Genomic DNA, 17,129 nt, shown 5'->3' with positions numbered 1-17,129 from the left:
GTGTTATTTAGGATGCTGGCAAATTGATAGGTTTTTGCTATTGATGGCGTTATTCGATAGAAATACGTTAATAAAATGCCGATATCTGATGCAGATTCGCCTGAAAACAGCGTTTTTATGTGATCTAGAGCAAAATAAAATCAAGCGCTAAACCTAGTTGCAATTAGGTTTAGCGCTCTGGTAAGCTTTCCGGGCAGTCACTTTTCCGCCTTTTTCATTTGATCTTCATGGGGTGGAACAACACCCGGTGAATGCTCGTTAAATATGTCAGCACCCACTTTGACAATGTGCGCGTTATAGATCAGTCAATTAACGGTTTAACGACGAAACGTCTGTCGGCGCTTCGTTGTTTTTTGTCGTTAGTTACTTGCGCCCAAGAGATATTAATCAGCTTGATGCAACTTCCTTCGCAATCTGCAATATGCCAGTGGTTAGTCGACAACGCCGAGGTCAAGGCCTCGGACGTCAATCGCGCACGCAAACTGTGCCTGGCAGAAAGTGATAGCGATGAGGAGGTGCTGCGCAATCTGCTGCGTCTGGGCAGTGTGCGTGATGATCAGGCGGTCGAGGCTTACGCGACGTTGCTGGGCGTACCGCGCCTGCAACTCGACGAAACCTCTTGGGACATCGAGCCGTTGATGATCGGCAGCGAACGGTTTCTGCGTCATCACGGTGTTGTCGCGGTGGCGAGTGATACCGCAACCGTGACCGTCATGGCCTGTCCTCCGCTCACGCAATACGCTCTGGATGCGATGGGCTATTGCGCAGGAAAAACCGTTACGTTGCGCGTGGCCACGGCCGCCGATGTCAACACGCTGATCGAACGCCTTTACGGCCAGGGCCGCAGCGCCATGGATGCGCTGATCGAATCGCTGGACGAAAACAGCGGCGCCGAAGACGACATCGAGCACCTCAAGGATCTGGCCTCCGAGGCGCCAGTGATTCGCCTGGTCAACCTGATTCTGCAATGTGCTGTGGAGCAGCGGGCGTCGGATATTCATATCGAACCCTTCGAAAGCCAGCTCAAGGTGCGCTACCGCATCGACGGAGTCTTGCATGAAGCCGAGGCGCCACCGTCGAGTTCATCCGCCGCGATCATTTCGCGTCTGAAGATCATGGCGCGGCTCGACATCGCCGAGCGGCGTTTGCCCCAGGACGGTCGCATCATGCTGCGCATTCAGGGCAAAGAGCTCGATTTGCGTGTCTCGACGGTGCCCACCAGTTTCGGCGAGTCGGTGGTGATGCGCCTGTTGGATCGGCGCACGGTGAGCTTCGATTTCCCCAGCCTCGGCATGGACGGTGATCGGCTGAAAAGCTTCCTCGACGTGCTCGAAAGTCCACACGGCATTTTGCTGGTGACCGGCCCCACCGGTTCCGGCAAAACCACAACCCTGTACACCGCGCTGTCCCGGCTCAATACGGCCGAGCGCAAGATCATTACCGTCGAAGACCCGGTCGAATATCAGCTTGAAGGCATCAACCAGATTCAGGTCAAACCGGCGATTGGCCTGGACTTCGCTAACGCGCTGCGCTCCATCGTGCGCCAGGATCCGGACGTGATCATGATCGGTGAAATGCGCGATCTGGAGACTTGTCGTATCGCCATCCAGAGTTCGTTGACCGGCCACCTTGTGCTCTCGACCCTGCATACCAACAGCGCGGCGGCGAGTATCACACGGCTGCTGGACATGGGTGTCGAGAGCTACCTGATTGCGTCCACCGTTAAAGGCATTCTTGCCCAACGCCTGGTGCGACGCCTCGATCCGCAGACGCGGATTGCTTTCGAAGCACCGCCAGAAATGATCGCTGAGCACGGTCTGCAGCGGTTCACCGAGCAGCGGCCGATTTTGCTTTACCGCCCGGATACCGCTTCGGCCGGTGGCGGTTATCACGGTCGCAGCGCCATCACCGAACTGCTGGTGATGAACGAAGAACTGCGCTCGTTGCTGATGCGTCAGGCCGATGCCGAGACCCTTGAGCAGGCCGCCCGGCGCGGCGGCCTGCGCACTTTGTATGAAGAAGGCTTGCGTCAGGCGGTGGCCGGCATCACCTCACTTGACGAGGTGCTGCGCGTCACGCGCGGCGACTGACCATGAGCCATTTCAAGTACCGCGCGCTGGATGCTGACGGCGTCTCTCGACAGGGCAGTCTGAAAGCCGCCGATGAAGCCTGCGCCATCGCTGCACTGCAAAAACGCGGTTTGTTGTTACTCAGCCTCGAAGCCTGCGCCGGCGCCGGCCTGACGGGTTCTTTGCGACGTGGCGCCATGAATGGCGCCGCGTTGGTCAGTTTCACCCAGCAACTGGCAACGCTGCTGGGCGCCGGCCAACCGCTGGAACGCTCCTTGGGCATTTTGCTCAAACAGGCCACTGAACCGCGTCGCCGATCATTGCTTGAGCGAGTGCGCGAACAGGTCAAGGCCGGCAAGCCGTTGAGCCAGGCGCTGGAAGAGGAGCACGGTCAGTTTTCCAGCTTGTACATCAGCATGGTGCGCGCAGGTGAGGCGGGCGGTTCGCTGGAGAACACCTTGCACCAGCTTGCCGACTATCTGGAACGCAGTCAGACCCTGCGCGGGGAAGTCATCAATGCGCTGATCTATCCGGCCTTTCTTGTCGTGGGTGTGCTGGGCTCACTGGCGTTGCTGCTGGCCTATGTGGTGCCGCAGTTCGTGCCGATCTTTCGTGACCTCGGCGTGCCGATTCCTCTGATCACCCAGACCATTCTCGTCTTGGGTGAGTTTCTCAGTGCCTATGGCCTGTCAGTACTGGCCGCCATAGTGATTACGGTATGGGGCATCGCCGTTGCGCGCCGCGATCCGCAGCGCCGCCAACGCCATGACCATCGCGTGTTGTTTATCAAAGTCATCGGCCCTCTGTTGCAGCGCGTCGAGGCGGCGCGGCTGGCGCGCACGCTGGGGACGTTGCTGAGCAACGGGGTGGCACTGTTGCAAGCGATGATCATTGTCCGCGAGGTGTGCGGCAACCACGCGTTGCGCGCCCATGTCGAGCAAGCCACGCAGCGGGTCAAGGGTGGCGGCACGCTAGCGCAGGCGTTCGGCGAGCAACCGCTGCTGCCGGAACTCGCCCTGCAAATGATCGAAGTCGGTGAACAGGCCGGCAACCTCGACGCGATGTTGCTCAAGGTCGCCGAGGTGTTCGATGTCGAGGCCAAACGCGGCATCGACCGTTTACTGGCTGCCCTGGTGCCCAGTCTGACCGTGGTCATGGCCGTGCTGGTCGCGGTGATCATGCTCGCCATCATGCTGCCGCTGATGAGCCTTACCAGTAACATTTGAGGAAGAAAACATGTCCCGTTCAAACGCTGCCGCCCGTCGTCGCCAAGGCGGTTTCACCCTGTTGGAAATGCTCGCCGTGATCGTCTTGCTCGGCATCGTCGCTACCATCGTGGTGCGCCAGGTCGGCGGTAACGTCGACAAGGGCAAGTACGGCGCCGGCAAGGCGCAACTGTCCAGTCTGAGCATGAAGGTCGAAAGCTTCGGCCTCGACGTCGGCAGCCCGCCGGGCAACTTGCAGCAATTGCTGACCAAACCGGCCAATGCGGTCGGTTGGGCTGGGCCTTACGCCAAGCCTTCGGATCTCAAGGATCCGTTCGGCCATGCGTTCGGCTATCGGTACCCGGGCGAGCACGGCAGTTTCGACCTGATTTTCTATGGACAGGACGGCCAGCCCGGCGGTGACGGCTACAAAGCCGACCTCGGCAACTGGGAATAACCGTGCACGCCTTGCAGCGCTCGCGCGGCTTCACCTTGATCGAACTGCTGGTGGTGATCGTACTGATCGGCACCAGTATCGGTTTGATCAGCTTCGGTGTGGGCAAGGGCCTGCAATCTGCCAAAGAACGTCAGGCGTTGACGCAATTGGTGCAGTCGCTGCGCGCGGCGCGAGTGCAAGCCATTGTCACCGGCCAACCGGCACAGGCGCGTTTCGATCTGCGCAAGGCGCGCTTTCACGGCCCCGACCATAAGCCCCACACGTTGCCGCAGGACATGCATCTGCAACTGGTGACCGCCGAAGGACTCGGCGCGGCGTACGAGTTCTATCCCGATGGCAGTGCCAGCGGCGGGCACCTGATGGTGTCGCGCAACGACAAGCGTTGGCGGATCGACATCAACTGGCTGACGGGCAGCGTTCAGCTGCGCGCACTCAATTGAACCGCCAGCGCGGGTTCACCCTGCTGGAAATGCTCGCCGCGCTGGCCGTGCTGGCGGTGTGCAGCAGCGTGTTGGTCGTCGCGTTTGGTAATGGTGCTCGGGCCTTGCAGCAAGTCCAGCGCAGCGACCGTTTGAGTCTGGTCGCGCGTTCGCTGATCGACGACGCCAGTGATCGCGCCTTGCAAGTCGGGCGCAGCAGCGGCGAGTGGAGCGGGGTGCGCTGGCAGATGGAGGTGAGTCTTGCGCCCGGCGATAACGGATCGGCCAATGCCTATCGGCTGGATGTGCAAGTCAACGATGGCCAAAGGCACGCCCGCTACAGCACGTTGCAGGTACGAAGTGCAGGCACGGGAGCGGCGCGATGAGGCGCAACCAGCGTGGCTTCACCCTGCTGGAAGTGCTGGTGGTGATCAGCCTGCTGGGCGTGTTGCTGACGTTGATCGGCGCGGCGATAGCCGGCGCCAATCGGGCCATGGCCAAGGCTGAGCGTTATGGCAGTCGTCTGGACGAAGTGCGCTCGACGCAGAATTTTCTGCGCAGCGCCATCGGTCAGGCGCTGCCGCTGGCGGCGGGCAAACCTGGGCAAGCCGGCTCGCCAATCTTTCAGGGTGACGGCCAGAGCCTGAGTTTCTATGCGCCGTTGCCCGCGACCCTGGGCGGTGGTTTGTATCGGCATGAAGTGAACCTGGTGGACGGACGTTTACAGGTAAGTGTCCAGCGTTTGCAGGGCGAAACCTTGCAGCCGGCGAGAGAACCGCAAGTGCTGTTGCAGCAGGTAAAAGCTGTGCGAGTGAGTTACCGGGGCCTGTCACCCGAGGGGAAATCCAGCGAGTGGCTGGATCATTGGCCCTGGCCCGGACGTTTGCCGCGCGCGGTGCGCATCGACGTGCAACTGGGCGGGGCGATTGTCTGGCCGCTGCAAATCATTCGCCTGCGCCTGGATTTGTCCGGCGAGAACAGCGCGCCATGAACCGTCAGCGCGGTGTCGCGCTCCTGCTGGTGCTGTGGGTGTTGGCGTTGCTCGGCACTTTGCTCGCCGGTCTGGTCGGGTGGGTGCATTTGCAGAACCGCCAGGCGCTTTGGCAACGCCAGCATTTACAGGGACAACTGGCCGCCGAGGCGGGCATTGGCATGGCCGTGTTGGCCCAACTCGACCGCGATCCGCAACGCCACTGGCAGGCCGACAGGCAAGTGCACGCAATGCGTTTCGATGATGCCGAAGTGGCGGTCAGCCTGCGCAGCGAGCAGGGCCAGGTCGATCTTAATGCTGCCCCCGCCGAGCTGATCGCCCGGCTGTTACAGGCTTGCGGCGCGGCCCCCGGCGAAGCCAGGCAACTGGCGCAGGCCGTGGAGCAGCGTCGCGGCGATGATCAGACGCCGCTGCGAATGGTCGAGGAATTGCGCGAGATACCCGGTATGAGCCAAGCGCTGTATCAGCGGGCGGCACCCTACGTGACGTTGTGGAGCGGTTTGCCCGCACCGGATCCGCGCTTCGCGGCGCCCTGGCTACAACGGACGCTGAACCTGCCACGGGCACGCCCGAGCGTTATGGCAGCCGGATCGATCATTACCCTGAAAAGCCGGGCGACCTTGCCCGGCGGTTACACCACGACGCTTCGCGTCACGTTGTTATTGAATCCATCGAAGGAGGGGGCACGACCTTACCGGGTCTTGCGCTGGCACGAATGAAGCAATTGATTTCACAGCCTCTGGTTGGGCGATTGGCGCAGCTCCATGCCCGCTGGCAAAGCCAGTGGCGCGGTAGTCTCGCCCAGCGTTTGTGGCAGGCGTGGTTGCAGGAACTGCGCAGCGTATTGCCGGCCCGCGTACAGAACGGTTGGCTGCCGCGCAGCCGCGAGCGCCTGTTGAGTTGGCCGCTGGCGGATGTGCTGCCGGGGGCCGAGGACGAGCGGGTGGTGCTGCTTTTGCCTGACACGATGGTTCTGGCGCAACCGCTGGATCTGCCGCTCAGCGCGACACGCGAGTTGCGCAGCGTGGTTGGTTTCGAACTGGACAAGTACACGCCGTTCCCGCGCGAGCACATGCACTTTGTCACGCGCGTGCAAAGCCGCGGGAAAAGCATGGCGAAGGTGCTGTTGGTGGCGATTTTGCTCGAGCGTCTGCAAACCGTCCTCGACCAGTGCGAGGAGCGCGGCCTGCACTTGCACGCCATAGACTGTCGGAGCGCCGACGGCGAACCCCTCGGCGTCGACCTGTTGCCTGATGAATACAAACGCCAGGGCGCCACTCGCAGCTACTTGCCGCGCTATTTGGCGGTGACCTGCGTCGGTTTGTTATTGGCCTGCATGCTGATGTGGCTGGACGTTCGCTCCGCTCGGGTCGAGGCCATGCAAGACGCTGTCGATCAACAACGCGAGCAAGTGCAGGCGCTGCAAAACCTGCGTCGTGAACTGATCAACACCCAAGGCGCCGCCCGCTATCTGGCGCAACGCAAGACCGCACAGCCCACGGTCTCCAGCGTACTGCTGGATCTCACCGGATGTCTGGGTGCCGATACCTGGGTCGAGCAACTGGATATCAGCGAAGACGGCGGCGTCTCGATCAGCGGCCAGAGCGCCAAGGCCAGTGCCTTGATCGGTCGCGCCAAAGACTGCCGAACCCTGAGCGATGCGCAGTTCCAGGGGATCATTCAGCCCGACGAACAGACCGGCAAGGAGCGCTTTTCATTGCGCGCGCAGTTGCGCAAGGAGCACACCGATGCGTCGTGAATTGACGGCGCGTGAACGTCGCGGCGCGGCGCTGATCGTGCTGGCTCTGGCCGTGTGGGCGGCTTGGTGGGTATTGGTGCAGAGCTGGTTTCTCGGCCCACTGACAGAGATCGAAAGCCAGGCCGACAGCCTGCGCGAACAGCAGCAGCGTTATGCCGGCGCATTGCAGCAGCGCGCGGCCCTGCAACAACAGTTGCAAGAGGCACGGCGTGATCCGGCCAGCCGCAGCAGTCTGCTGCCCGGTACCGACCCCAGCGGCGTGGCCGCCGACCTGATGCAGCGCAGTCTTGATCTGGTCAAGACACACGCCGATCAAGGGCCCGGGTGCCAGGTCACGCAGCGCATGCCGATCACGCCAGAACAAAACAGTGCCGAGCCCTATCGCCAGGTCAAAGTCAGCCTCACCCTCGAGTGCGCCATGGAGCCGCTGACCGGTCTGTTACACGATCTGGAATACGCTCAGCCGTTTCTGTTCGTCGACCACTTGAGCATCCGTCGCCAGACCTCCGCGCCAGCCAGCGGAGGTGCCGGTCGCTTGCAGGTGAATCTGCTGTTGCGCGGTTATCTGCAACCGGCCGCCGGCAAGGAGCCTGAAGCATGAGGGTTGAACGTGGAAATCTGATCCTGATGGCCGTCGCCGCTGCGCTGGGCGCCGTGTTTGTTTCACTGATACTGGGTGCGGGGCGTGCTGAACACTGGCTGCCCGTCGATGCGCCTCGTGAACGCCCGGCCAAAGCCGAGCCCCAGCCACTGCCAACGCTGACTGCGCAGGAGCTTGGCCTGAGCTGGCAACAATCGATTTTCAGTCCTGAGCGCAAACCCGACCTCGTCACCGGCAAAGGCGAAACTGCGGCGCTGCAAGGCGTCGTGCTCACCGGCGTGGTCATTGATGGCCAGGCGCAGTGGGCGCTGTTGCGCCTGGCCAACCAACGCACGCTCAAAGTCGCGCTCGGCAAAGCACTGGATAACGGCTGGGTTCTCACCGAACTCAGCCCGCTGCAAGCCACTTTCATGTACCGGGGCCAGACCCGTCAATTAAGCCTGCCCGTGCTACGCCTTCCGCCGCCATCGACGGCTCCCGTCATCACTCTTCCAAATGTACCGAGACCATGAACAATTGCTTTCCTGAAATCCTTCGTTTGCGCAGCCCGTTGATCTGTCTTGCCACCGCCGTGGCTCTGGCGGGTTGTGCGTCCACACCGCCGTCAACACAAAATGACCCGGCCCTGATGCAGGAAGCACTCAACGGTACCGGTTCGCAACGCGCGCCTGTGGTAGATGCGCCCGACAATACGCCCGCCTCATCAGCGCCCGCAGCTGTCGCACCGGCGCGTCGGCAGATCATCCGCGGCAACCAGAGTTTCGTGCGTCCAGCGGCGCCTGCCGCCAGCGCAAAGGCGGGCGCTGAGCCAAGTGGGGACATCGTCTTCAACTTCACCGATCAGCCGATCGAAGCGGTGATCAACAGCGTCATGGGCGATTTGCTGCACGAAAACTACAGCATCGCCCAAGGCGTCAAAGGCAATGTGAGTTTCTCTACCTCCCAACCGGTGAACAAGCAGCAAGCCCTCTCAATTCTGGAAACTCTGTTGTCCTGGACTGACAACGCGATGATCCGCCAAGGCAGCCGCTACGTGATTCTGCCGTCGAACCAGGCCGTGGCCGGCAAACTGGTTCCGGAAATGCCGGTCGCCCGGCCTTCGACCGGTCTGACGGCGCGACTGTTTCCGCTGCGCTACATCTCCGCCACGGAGATGCAGAAACTGCTCAAACCCTTCGCCCGGGAAAACGCATTTCTGCTGGTGGATCCGGCGCGCAACGTGCTGAGCCTGGCCGGCACCCCGGATGAACTGGCCAACTATCAGGACACCATCGATACTTTCGACGTCGACTGGCTCAAGGGCATGTCGATCGGCGTTTACGGCTTGCAACGGGCATCGGTTGCCGAGTTGATGCCGCAACTGCAGAAGCTGTTCGGGCCTGACAGCGGCATTCCGTTGGCGAGCATGGTCAAGTTCATGCCCAACGAGCGCACCAACTCCATCGTCGCCATCTCATCGCAGCCGGCGTATTTGCAGGAAGTCGGCGACTGGATCGCGACCATCGACGAGGGCGGCGGCAACGAGCCACAGATGTACGTCTACGACGTGCGCAATATGAAAGCCTCGGATCTGGCCAAATACCTGCGTCAGATCTATGGCAACGGCGCCATCAAGGAGGACGCGGCCGCTAAAGTCGCCCCAGGTTTGCGCACCACCTCGCTGTCCTCACTCAATGGCAGCGGCAATGGGCTTTCCAGTGGCACATCACAAGCGTCTGCAGGTTTGGGCGCAGGAAACAATCGCGCGCAATCGACCGCTGAGGAAGAAGAAACCGAGGAGGATGCATCCGGCGGTGAACTGACCGACAGCGAAACCGGCGAAGCCGCCGAGTCCGGCGGCCAATCTGCCGCGCAAAGTCTGGAACAAAGCGTGCGCATCACCGCGCAGAAAAGCACCAACCAATTATTGGTACGCACCCGTCCGGCGCAGTGGAAAGAGATCGAATCGGCCATCAAGCGTCTGGACAATCTGCCGCTGCAAGTGCAGATCGAGACGCGAATCCTCGAGGTCAAACTGACCGGCGAACTGGATCTTGGTGTGCAGTGGTACTTGGGCAAACTGGCCGGCAATTCATCGAGCACGACGGTCGCCAACACCAGCGGCAATCAAGGCGCGCTTGGTGCGGGTGGGGCAGGGCTGGGCGCGGCCGATTCGCTGTTCTATTCCTTCGTCAGCAACAACCTGCAAGTGGCGCTGCATGCACTTGAAACCAACGGTCGCACTCAGGTGTTATCGGCGCCGTCGTTGGTGGTAATGAACAATCAGCAAGCGCAGATCCAGGTGGGTGACAACATTCCCATCAGCCAGACGACCGTTAACACGAGCAACTCCGACACCACGTTGAGCAGCGTGGAGTATGTGCAGACGGGGGTGATCCTCGATGTGGTACCGCGGATCAATCCGGGCGGTCTGGTGTACATGGACATCCAGCAACAGGTCAGTGACGCCGATACGAGCAACGTGACCACAACGCAACCCAATCCGCGCATTTCGACTCGCTCGGTGTCCACGCAAATCGCCGTACAAAGCGGGCAGACGGTGCTGCTGGGCGGTCTGATCAAGCAAGACAACGCCGAATCGACCTCCAGCGTGCCGGGTTTGTCGCGCATCCCGGGGCTGAAATGGCTGTTCGGCAATACCTCCAAGTCCCGCGACCGAACCGAGTTGATCGTGTTGATCACCCCACGGGTTGTGACCAGTGCCAGTCAGGCACGGCAGGTGACCGACGAGTATCGTCAGCAAATGCAACTGCTTAAGTAACGGGCCACTCCCCACGTACTGGCCGCAACACGTCCGACAGCGCGGCAAGCCGGACGTGTTTCAGTTCATGCGCCTGTCGAGGCAGCGACCCTGCACTCAGCCGCGCTTGGGCAACTTCCAGTTCGGGCGAATGAAGTGGCAGGTGTAGCCATTCGGAATACGTTCCAGATAATCCTGGTGCTCAGGTTCCGCTTCCCAGAACGGTCCCGCCGGTTCGATTTCGGTGACGACTCGGCCTGGCCACAGCTTTGAAGCGTCGACATCGGCAGCGGTGTCTTCGGCGATGTCGCGTTGCTGTTCGTTCAGGTAATAGATCGCCGAGCGATAGCTGGGGCCGAGGTCGTTACCCTGACGGTTTGGCGTGCTCGGGTCATGGATCTGGAAGAAGAACTCAAGGATCTGCCGATAGCTGATCACCGCCGGGTCGAAGACGATCTCGATGGCTTCGGCGTGGTTGCCATGGTTGCGATAAGTGGCGTTCGGCACCTCGCCGCCGGTGTAGCCGACGCGTGTTTGCAGCACGCCGGGATAGCGCCGCAGCAGGTCCTGCATGCCCCAGAAGCAGCCGCCGGCGAGGATGGCAGTTTCGGTTTGGCTGGTCATGATCAGTGCTTCCTCTCGGAAATTTTGGGTGTAGCCATTGTTATGCGGGCGTGCCCGGCAATTCCAAGTCTGGACGGTGCAAATAAGTCTGCTGGTCAATCCCCACTTCAAGCGTGCTCTTCAAACCTGCGCACATCACCCAAAGAATCACGCTGCATCGATTGCAGGTTTTTCTCGATGGTTTCGCAGAGGGCTTCCATTTGAATCTGGTGTTCGCTGTGGCGAAACGGACTTTGCAGGTCGGTGCCGATGCGCTCGATGGCCAGCAGCATAAAGCCCACCACGGTGGACGCCAGCGGGGTGAACCAGCCCAGGGATTCCACCAGACCGACGGGCACGATCAGGCAGAACAGCGAAATAAACAGCCGCGGGAAATACACATAGGGGTAGGGCAGCGGAGTATTGGCGATACGCTCCATGCCGCCCTGGCTATTGGAGAGTTCCACCAGCGTCGATTCCAGCCGTGCCAGACGAATGCTGTCCAGGCGCCCGGCCTTGTATTCCCGTGCGAGCAGGGCGGCCGAACCGGTGAGGATGTCGTTGGCAAAGTTGTTGGTGGTGCCACTGCGGGCGAATTCATCAGCGGGAATGAACGCCCGCACTTCCTCTGGACAAGGCTGACTCTGAAGATGCGCCGCGAGGCAGTTCACATACGCCACATGGCGGCGCAACAGCGTCGACTTGACCGGATTGACTTCGCTGCCGGGGTCATCCAGCAACGTCAGGACCTGGCGGGCAAAACTGCGCGAGTTATTGATCATCGTGCCCCACAGCGTCCGCGCTTCCCACCAGCGGTTGTAGGCGCTGCTGTTACGAAAACTGATCAGCACCACCAGCGCCGAACCCAGCAACGTCAGGGGCATCAGCGGCAGGTTCATCTTGGCGTTCAGGAACAGCATGAAGTCCACGGTGACGGCAATGTCCCAGAGCAGCAGCCAGAACAAGGCCCAACCGACATAGCCCATGGTCTTGATGATCAGACGGTATTTTTTGACGATGGCAGCTTTCAAACGGAAACCTCGTGGCGAGCGATAAGCATTGATGCCTTAGCTCGGACGGTGTTTTCGGGGTAAAGGTTCGGTCAGTCGCGCAGGTTCTTCGCTGGCGGGCTTATCGGCTCTGACTCGATTAAAGGAGTAGGAAAGGAATCTTTTCATGCATCTGGCAATCGGCGTTTCTACTTTTTTGTGGATGAGCCACGACGCACCAATCATCAGGATGAGGGTTCCCCACAGCAGCAGATGCGGATTCACAGCCGGATAAGCAATGTTGAAAATCATGAACCCGATCATTTGATGTAATAGGTAAAGCGGGTAAGTCAGTGCCCCTAATGCGGTCCAGTTCAACCTGCCTATTGCCGCTGTTTTGTTGGTCACAATCAAAAGAAACGTCATGAAAAACAGGAAAATCACACCGCAGATAATCAGAGGATCGTACTCGGTCGAATACTTGCTTTCGATCGATTCAGCCCATGTTATGGCGGTGAAACAGGCCAATGCCAATGCCCCCAGCACTAGGAGAATCCGGGCAGTTGTGAAGCCTTTCGCCCATATGAGGTAGAACGTGGCACCTGCGATGAAGTACGCCGCGTAGTCGGTGATCAAGATCGAACGCAGTTTTTCAAATACGAGTAATTCTGCTGTAGCAGAGACCAGTAGCCAGAGCACGAGACAGGGTTCGATTTTCTCTATTTTCTTGAAGCCCAATAGAATGGAGATCATCAGGTAGAACTTGATTTCCACAAACAGCGACCAGTAAACGCCGTCTATTTGCTCGACACCCATCAGGTCGCCAAGGAATGTCATGTTGATAAGGTATTGATAAAGAGTGGCCGTAAATCGTGGCTGGCCGATCGCCACAGTGAAAAGAAAAGTCAGGGTGCAGCACACCCAGAAAGCCGGGCAGAGGCGAACGACGCGGGAGATGAAAAAAACTTTGAGGTTATTGCTCGAGGCGGTCATCAGAATGACAAATCCGCTGATCATGAAAAAAAGTTCGACGCCCAGATAACCGTACTTGGCGGGCTCCGCCAGTAACGGGTAAGGCATGCTCGACATGTCGCCCTTTGCATAGCCGCGAAAAGCATAGTGAAAAAACACTACGGCGATCGCAGCAAGGAATCGCAGCAAATCCAATTCCTTCAATCGTCGGTTGTTCATGTTTAGGCGCTCCAGACTTGTTAGCGCTGATTGAAAACTGACGACTCTGGCGAGTGAAATCCGACCCAAGGCGAAAGCTATAACAGCAAGGGCTGCTCATGGACTATCCAGGCTCCGTGAGGCGGCTATGGACTGCGTTGCCACATGTAGAAGTAGTCGACTTCAAAGGTGGAGGGCAGGTCAGCATCGTCGACCACCCCGAACCATTTCCACATGGCCTCACTGTCAAAGTTCACCTCCATGGGGAAGAAGAAGTAATGGTTCTTCGACTCCCTGACCAGCACGCCATCGACGTACCAACGCAGGGTGTCGGGCTGCCAGTCGAAGCCGTAGGTATGGAACGCATCCGCCAGGCGCCACGGACTGACCCAGAGGCTGCCATTGTCGATATGTTCAGTGCTTTGCGGCGTGGCCCAGAGGTGGGCATTCATGTGATACGAGCGGTCGAGAGCCGCGTCTTTGGTCTTGCCGGCGATTTCGAAGATGTCGATCTCGGTGGCGTTGTCGACCATGCCTGTCCACGCGAGCCAGAATGCGCTGGACCCAGCGGAGTTCATGGGTTTGGCACGGGCTTCGTAGTATCCGTAAAACCCGCGCTCAATTGTCCGCACCATCGCTGAGGTGTAGTCCTTGAAGCCGAGTTTGACGTACTTCTGCGGCAAGATTTCCTTGCGGAAAACGATGTTCAGATTGCCATTGCTGACGTAGGCATTGCTTGGGGTGTAAAGCGCCGGTTTGCGTCCGAGTGACTCGTTGCCTATGGCGTTGTTGACGTGCCAGCGTGTGCGGTCGAGGGTACTGCCGTTGAAGTCGTCGGACAGCTTCGTGTTGAGCGTCCACTGACCGGCATTGGCCTGGTCGGACAACGGCAGATTGGCGCGGGTCCGGGTCGGTAATGCGCCCAGTGGCCCGACTCGGGTCCAGGTGTCGGCCTGTTTGGGAATGGCAACGGACCATTTTTCCGCCAGGTACTTAAAGGCACGCTGGCGTTCTGCGAGTGAGGCGAATGCACGGTCGTATACCAGCACTTCGGCGATGTCGCCGCGAAAGTTATCGGAATGACCAACGGCACTGCGCCCGATCGCATAGGGACCGATCGGCACATCGTAAAGCTCCAGAACGGAAACGGTCGGCGCATACGCCGTCGTCTGTGGCAGGCTGATGGCGAAATTCGGCAATACGTTATCGTTTTGGGCGGTTTGCGGGCCTGAGCTGAACACGCGTTGCCAAGGATCAACCTCGGCTTGTTCGGACAATCGGCGAGACACGATCAATACCGTCACCGGGCCTTTGGCGCTGCGCAGAGCTTTGCCCAGAAACGCCGACGCGCCACTGAAACGCACCACGGAATGGCCATTCAGGGCGTTTGCCGTCCACTGTGGCGGCGAGGCGGCGTTGTCGACAGTCGCGTGATTGGACTTGCCGGATTTGTCATTCCAGCGCTGGATCCGGTTCTGCGCATCCAGGGTCATTGTTGACGCATCGGCTGCGTCCAGCCACAGCACCAGCCCGGTGGTGGGTGCTCCGGGCGGCGGTGCTGCGTTACAAACCATCGAAACCGACAGCAGCAGCAACGGCAGCAATTTTCTGAACGTCATTTAACCGCAACCAGCGCTGGAATTTCGAATGACGACTGATATCCCTGCGGATTACACGACTGCCAGCGCCAGGTATCGACAATCATCTGTTGCAGATCGCGTTGCGCGGTCCAGCCCAGCTCCCGTCCGGCCTTGCCGGGGTCGGCCCAGCATTTGGCGATGTCACCTTCGCGTCGCGGTACAAAACGGTAGGGAATGGTAATGCCGGTGATGTCTTCGAAACTCTGGATGATTTGCAGCACGCTGTAGCCGATGCCCGTGCCGAGGTTCCAGACATTGATGCCGTTGTTGTACTGCAACACTTGAAGCGCTTTGAGGTGGCCAATGGCAAGGTCGACCACGTGGATGTAATCGCGCACGCAGGTGCCGTCCACGGTGGGATAGTCGTTGCCGTACACCGTGAGTTCGGGAATCCGGCCAATCGCGACCTGCGTCAGGCACGGCAACAGATTGTTGGGACGGCCTCGGGGGTCTTCGCCGATCATCCCGCTCTCGTGAGCACCAATCGGGTTGAAGTAGCGCAACAACGCGATGCTCCAGCGTGGATCGGAATGGCACAGATCGGTGAGCAATTCTTCGATCATGAGCTTGGTGCGGCCATAGGGATTGACCGGTTTGCCGGTGCCGAAATCTTCGGCGATTGGTGTGCGCGTGGGCTCGCCGTAGACTGTGGCCGATGAGCTGAACACCAGTCGGAAGACGTTATGGCGAGCCATTGCCCGGCACAGGTCAAGCGTGCCGGCGACATTGTTGGCGTAGTAATCCAGCGGTTTGCGCACGCTTTCTGCAACGGATTTGAGGCTGGCAAAATGCACCACGGCATCGATGTCATAGCGGCTGAAAATGTCGTCCAGTACCGCCGAATCACGGATGTCGCCATGGATGAAATCGACCCGGCTCAGGGTCAGTTGCTCCAGGCGCGCGATGCACTCTCGACAGCTGTTACTCAGGTTGTCGAGCACCAGCACATGGTGTCCGGCATTGATGAGCGCCAAAGCGGTATGCGAGCCGATGTAACCGGCCCCGCCAGTAATCAACGTGGTTTTGCGCATGGTGAGCTCTTCCTGTCTAAGGGACTGAATTCAGCGGGAGGTGAAAACCGATTTGAATTCTTGCGGCCAGCGCGGGTGCATGACGCTATACGCCACGGCATAGCTCAGCGCGCCAACCACGATGTTGCAGATCAGGTGCAGGTAACCTTGAAACCCTTGCAGCGGTGACACGTACATGACGGTCGTGGCCATGACGAGTGAGGCGATCACGCTGCGGTAATTGGAGTCGAAGAACCGACCCCAGCCGTAACCAATGGCCTCGTTGAGCCCACGGATTTGCAGCGGTGTGATCAACAGCATCCTGGCCAGCAAAGCGATGGCCGCGGCCATGCCGCCGTACACGCTGCCGAACCCGTAGACCAGCGCCAGCGCCAGCACGGTGGTGATCACTTCAGCCTTGATCGTCAGGTGGCTGCGATTGACCGCAACCAGTGCGGTGGTGGCGTACATGGCGGTGTTGCCAATTGCCGCCGTGCAGGCCAGCACTTGCAGCAGGGGAATGGCATCGGCCCACTTGGCGCCGAATATCAACAGGATGAGGTCGTTGGCCGTGAGCGCTATCCCGATGAACAGGGGCGTCAACAGAAAGCCGCTGACGGCGGTGGAGTCGCCAATGATCCCGAGCAGTCGCGATGGCTCTGCGCTGCGCCGGGCGAACACCGGCAGCGCATAGCTCAGCAGACCGTTATAAATCGCAGTGCGAGGCAGATCGATGATGCGCATTGCCATGTTGAACATGCCGACTGCGTTCGCGCCGGCCGTCATCCCCAGCACCACGTTGACCCCACGCTGAAGTGTTTGTGTACTCAGCGCGTTGATGGCAACCGGTGTGCCGGCCTTCAACAGCTCCCGCAAGAGCGGACCGTCAATGTAAAAGGCAATGCGCCGCGGGTCTGAGCGCATTAATACGATGATCGACACGAACTCCATGATCAGCACTTGGGCAATGACCGCCCAGGCCCCCCATCCCCAAAGCGCGACAGCGATGCCGCCGACGCCACCAAACACTTTGCCCAGTAACGTGCGAGACGCCAGCGTCTTGAAGTTGCCGCTGCGGCGCATTTGCGCCACATAGACACGCGCCATCATGGTGAAGAGAATTTTCACCGAGGCCACCGCCGTCATCGCTTGCAGCATCGGGTCGGGCGTATACAGCATCACCGCGCCCGAGATGACGACGATGGACACCAGGCTGACCAGTACTGAAGCCCAGAACGCGGTAGAGATGTGTTTATCTTCCAGTCGTTCAAGCCGTACCAGGGGATCTTCCAGCACCGAGGAATAGATGAGACCGACCAACTCGACGATGGCAATGATGATCGTGCCCACCCCCAGTTCGGCAGGCGACAGCAGCCTGGCATACACGACAAAGGTAATCATCGACAGGAAAATCAGGCCGAATTTTTCGGTGAAGATCCAGCCCAGAGAAATGAGGCGTCGATTGGCCATGGCGGA

At 59.7% G+C, this 17,129-nt stretch carries 17 protein-coding genes; 11 read left to right on the top strand and 6 right to left on the bottom strand.

Annotation, left to right across the window (positions count from 1 at the left end; translation table 11 throughout):
* Positions 1-395: 395 nt before the first annotated feature.
* The 11 genes from gspE to gspD are packed head-to-tail and all read left to right on the top strand — an operon-like array spanning position 396 to position 10,262.
* Positions 396-2,090: a type II secretion system ATPase GspE gene (gene gspE / locus PSH79_RS14045; protein WP_305437849.1), complete on the top strand. Its 1,695-nt coding sequence runs from the start codon at positions 396-398 to the stop codon at positions 2,088-2,090.
* A 2-nt stretch (positions 2,091-2,092) separates the two neighbouring features.
* A complete protein-coding gene (gspF, locus tag PSH79_RS14040; RefSeq protein WP_305437848.1) occupies positions 2,093-3,295 on the top strand; it encodes a type II secretion system inner membrane protein GspF in 1,203 nt (400 codons plus the stop codon).
* Between the two features lie 10 nt (positions 3,296-3,305).
* Complete coding sequence (gene gspG, locus PSH79_RS14035) at positions 3,306-3,731, top strand: type II secretion system major pseudopilin GspG (protein WP_305437846.1); 426 nt, start codon at positions 3,306-3,308, stop codon at positions 3,729-3,731.
* Positions 3,732-3,733: 2 nt separating this feature from the next.
* Complete coding sequence (locus PSH79_RS14030) at positions 3,734-4,171, top strand: GspH/FimT family pseudopilin (RefSeq protein WP_305437845.1); 438 nt, start codon at positions 3,734-3,736, stop codon at positions 4,169-4,171.
* Positions 4,172-4,200: 29 nt separating this feature from the next.
* Positions 4,201-4,536, top strand: coding sequence for a hypothetical protein (locus PSH79_RS14025; protein WP_305443965.1), 336 nt, complete (start codon positions 4,201-4,203; stop codon positions 4,534-4,536).
* The gene (locus tag PSH79_RS14020) at positions 4,533-5,141 is read left to right on the top strand and encodes a prepilin-type N-terminal cleavage/methylation domain-containing protein (RefSeq protein ID WP_305437844.1); all 609 of its coding nucleotides are present in this window, start codon (positions 4,533-4,535) and stop codon (positions 5,139-5,141) included. Before PSH79_RS14025 ends, PSH79_RS14020 begins: the two co-directional genes overlap by 4 nt.
* A complete protein-coding gene (locus PSH79_RS14015; RefSeq protein ID WP_305437842.1) occupies positions 5,138-5,860 on the top strand; it encodes a type II secretion system protein GspK in 723 nt (240 codons plus the stop codon). Before PSH79_RS14020 ends, PSH79_RS14015 begins: the two co-directional genes overlap by 4 nt.
* Positions 5,857-6,900, top strand: a complete 1,044-nt coding sequence (locus PSH79_RS14010) for a type II secretion system protein GspL (RefSeq protein ID WP_305437841.1) — start codon at positions 5,857-5,859, stop codon at positions 6,898-6,900. The genes PSH79_RS14015 and PSH79_RS14010 overlap by 4 nt, the downstream gene beginning before the upstream one ends.
* Positions 6,890-7,501, top strand: coding sequence for a type II secretion system protein GspM (gene gspM / locus PSH79_RS14005; RefSeq protein WP_305437840.1), 612 nt, complete (start codon positions 6,890-6,892; stop codon positions 7,499-7,501). Before PSH79_RS14010 ends, gspM begins: the two co-directional genes overlap by 11 nt.
* Positions 7,498-8,013 carry a hypothetical protein gene (locus tag PSH79_RS14000; protein WP_305437839.1) on the top strand — a complete coding sequence of 172 codons (516 nt, stop codon included), beginning with the start codon at positions 7,498-7,500 and terminating at the stop codon, positions 8,011-8,013. Before gspM ends, PSH79_RS14000 begins: the two co-directional genes overlap by 4 nt.
* Positions 8,010-10,262, top strand: coding sequence for a type II secretion system secretin GspD (gene gspD, locus PSH79_RS13995; RefSeq protein ID WP_305437838.1), 2,253 nt, complete (start codon positions 8,010-8,012; stop codon positions 10,260-10,262). Before PSH79_RS14000 ends, gspD begins: the two co-directional genes overlap by 4 nt.
* 96 nt (positions 10,263-10,358) lie before the next feature.
* Here the strand turns inward: gspD and msrA are convergent, their stop codons facing one another.
* From msrA to PSH79_RS13965, 6 genes are all read right to left on the bottom strand, one after another.
* Complete coding sequence (msrA, locus tag PSH79_RS13990) at positions 10,359-10,865, bottom strand: peptide-methionine (S)-S-oxide reductase MsrA (protein ID WP_187679850.1); 507 nt, start codon at positions 10,863-10,865, stop codon at positions 10,359-10,361.
* A 107-nt stretch (positions 10,866-10,972) separates the two neighbouring features.
* Complete coding sequence (locus tag PSH79_RS13985) at positions 10,973-11,875, bottom strand: bestrophin family protein (protein WP_305443829.1); 903 nt, start codon at positions 11,873-11,875, stop codon at positions 10,973-10,975.
* Positions 11,876-11,911: 36 nt separating this feature from the next.
* The gene (locus tag PSH79_RS13980; protein WP_305443827.1) at positions 11,912-13,024 is read right to left on the bottom strand and encodes an acyltransferase; all 1,113 of its coding nucleotides are present in this window, start codon (positions 13,022-13,024) and stop codon (positions 11,912-11,914) included.
* Positions 13,025-13,149: 125 nt separating this feature from the next.
* Positions 13,150-14,622, bottom strand: a complete 1,473-nt coding sequence (locus PSH79_RS13975) for a family 16 glycosylhydrolase (RefSeq protein WP_305443826.1) — start codon at positions 14,620-14,622, stop codon at positions 13,150-13,152.
* Positions 14,619-15,674: a UDP-glucose 4-epimerase GalE gene (galE, locus tag PSH79_RS13970; protein ID WP_305443825.1), complete on the bottom strand. Its 1,056-nt coding sequence runs from the start codon at positions 15,672-15,674 to the stop codon at positions 14,619-14,621. Before galE ends, PSH79_RS13975 begins: the two co-directional genes overlap by 4 nt.
* Positions 15,675-15,704: 30 nt before the next feature.
* Positions 15,705-17,123, bottom strand: coding sequence for an oligosaccharide flippase family protein (locus PSH79_RS13965; RefSeq protein ID WP_305443823.1), 1,419 nt, complete (start codon positions 17,121-17,123; stop codon positions 15,705-15,707).
* Positions 17,124-17,129 lie beyond the last annotated feature (6 nt).

The organism is Pseudomonas sp. FP2196 (assembly GCF_030687715.1).
In the GTDB taxonomy this organism is placed as follows: domain Bacteria; phylum Pseudomonadota; class Gammaproteobacteria; order Pseudomonadales; family Pseudomonadaceae; genus Aquipseudomonas.
Note: the sequence above shows the minus strand (reverse complement) of the source record. Positions and strands in the feature narration are given on the sequence as shown.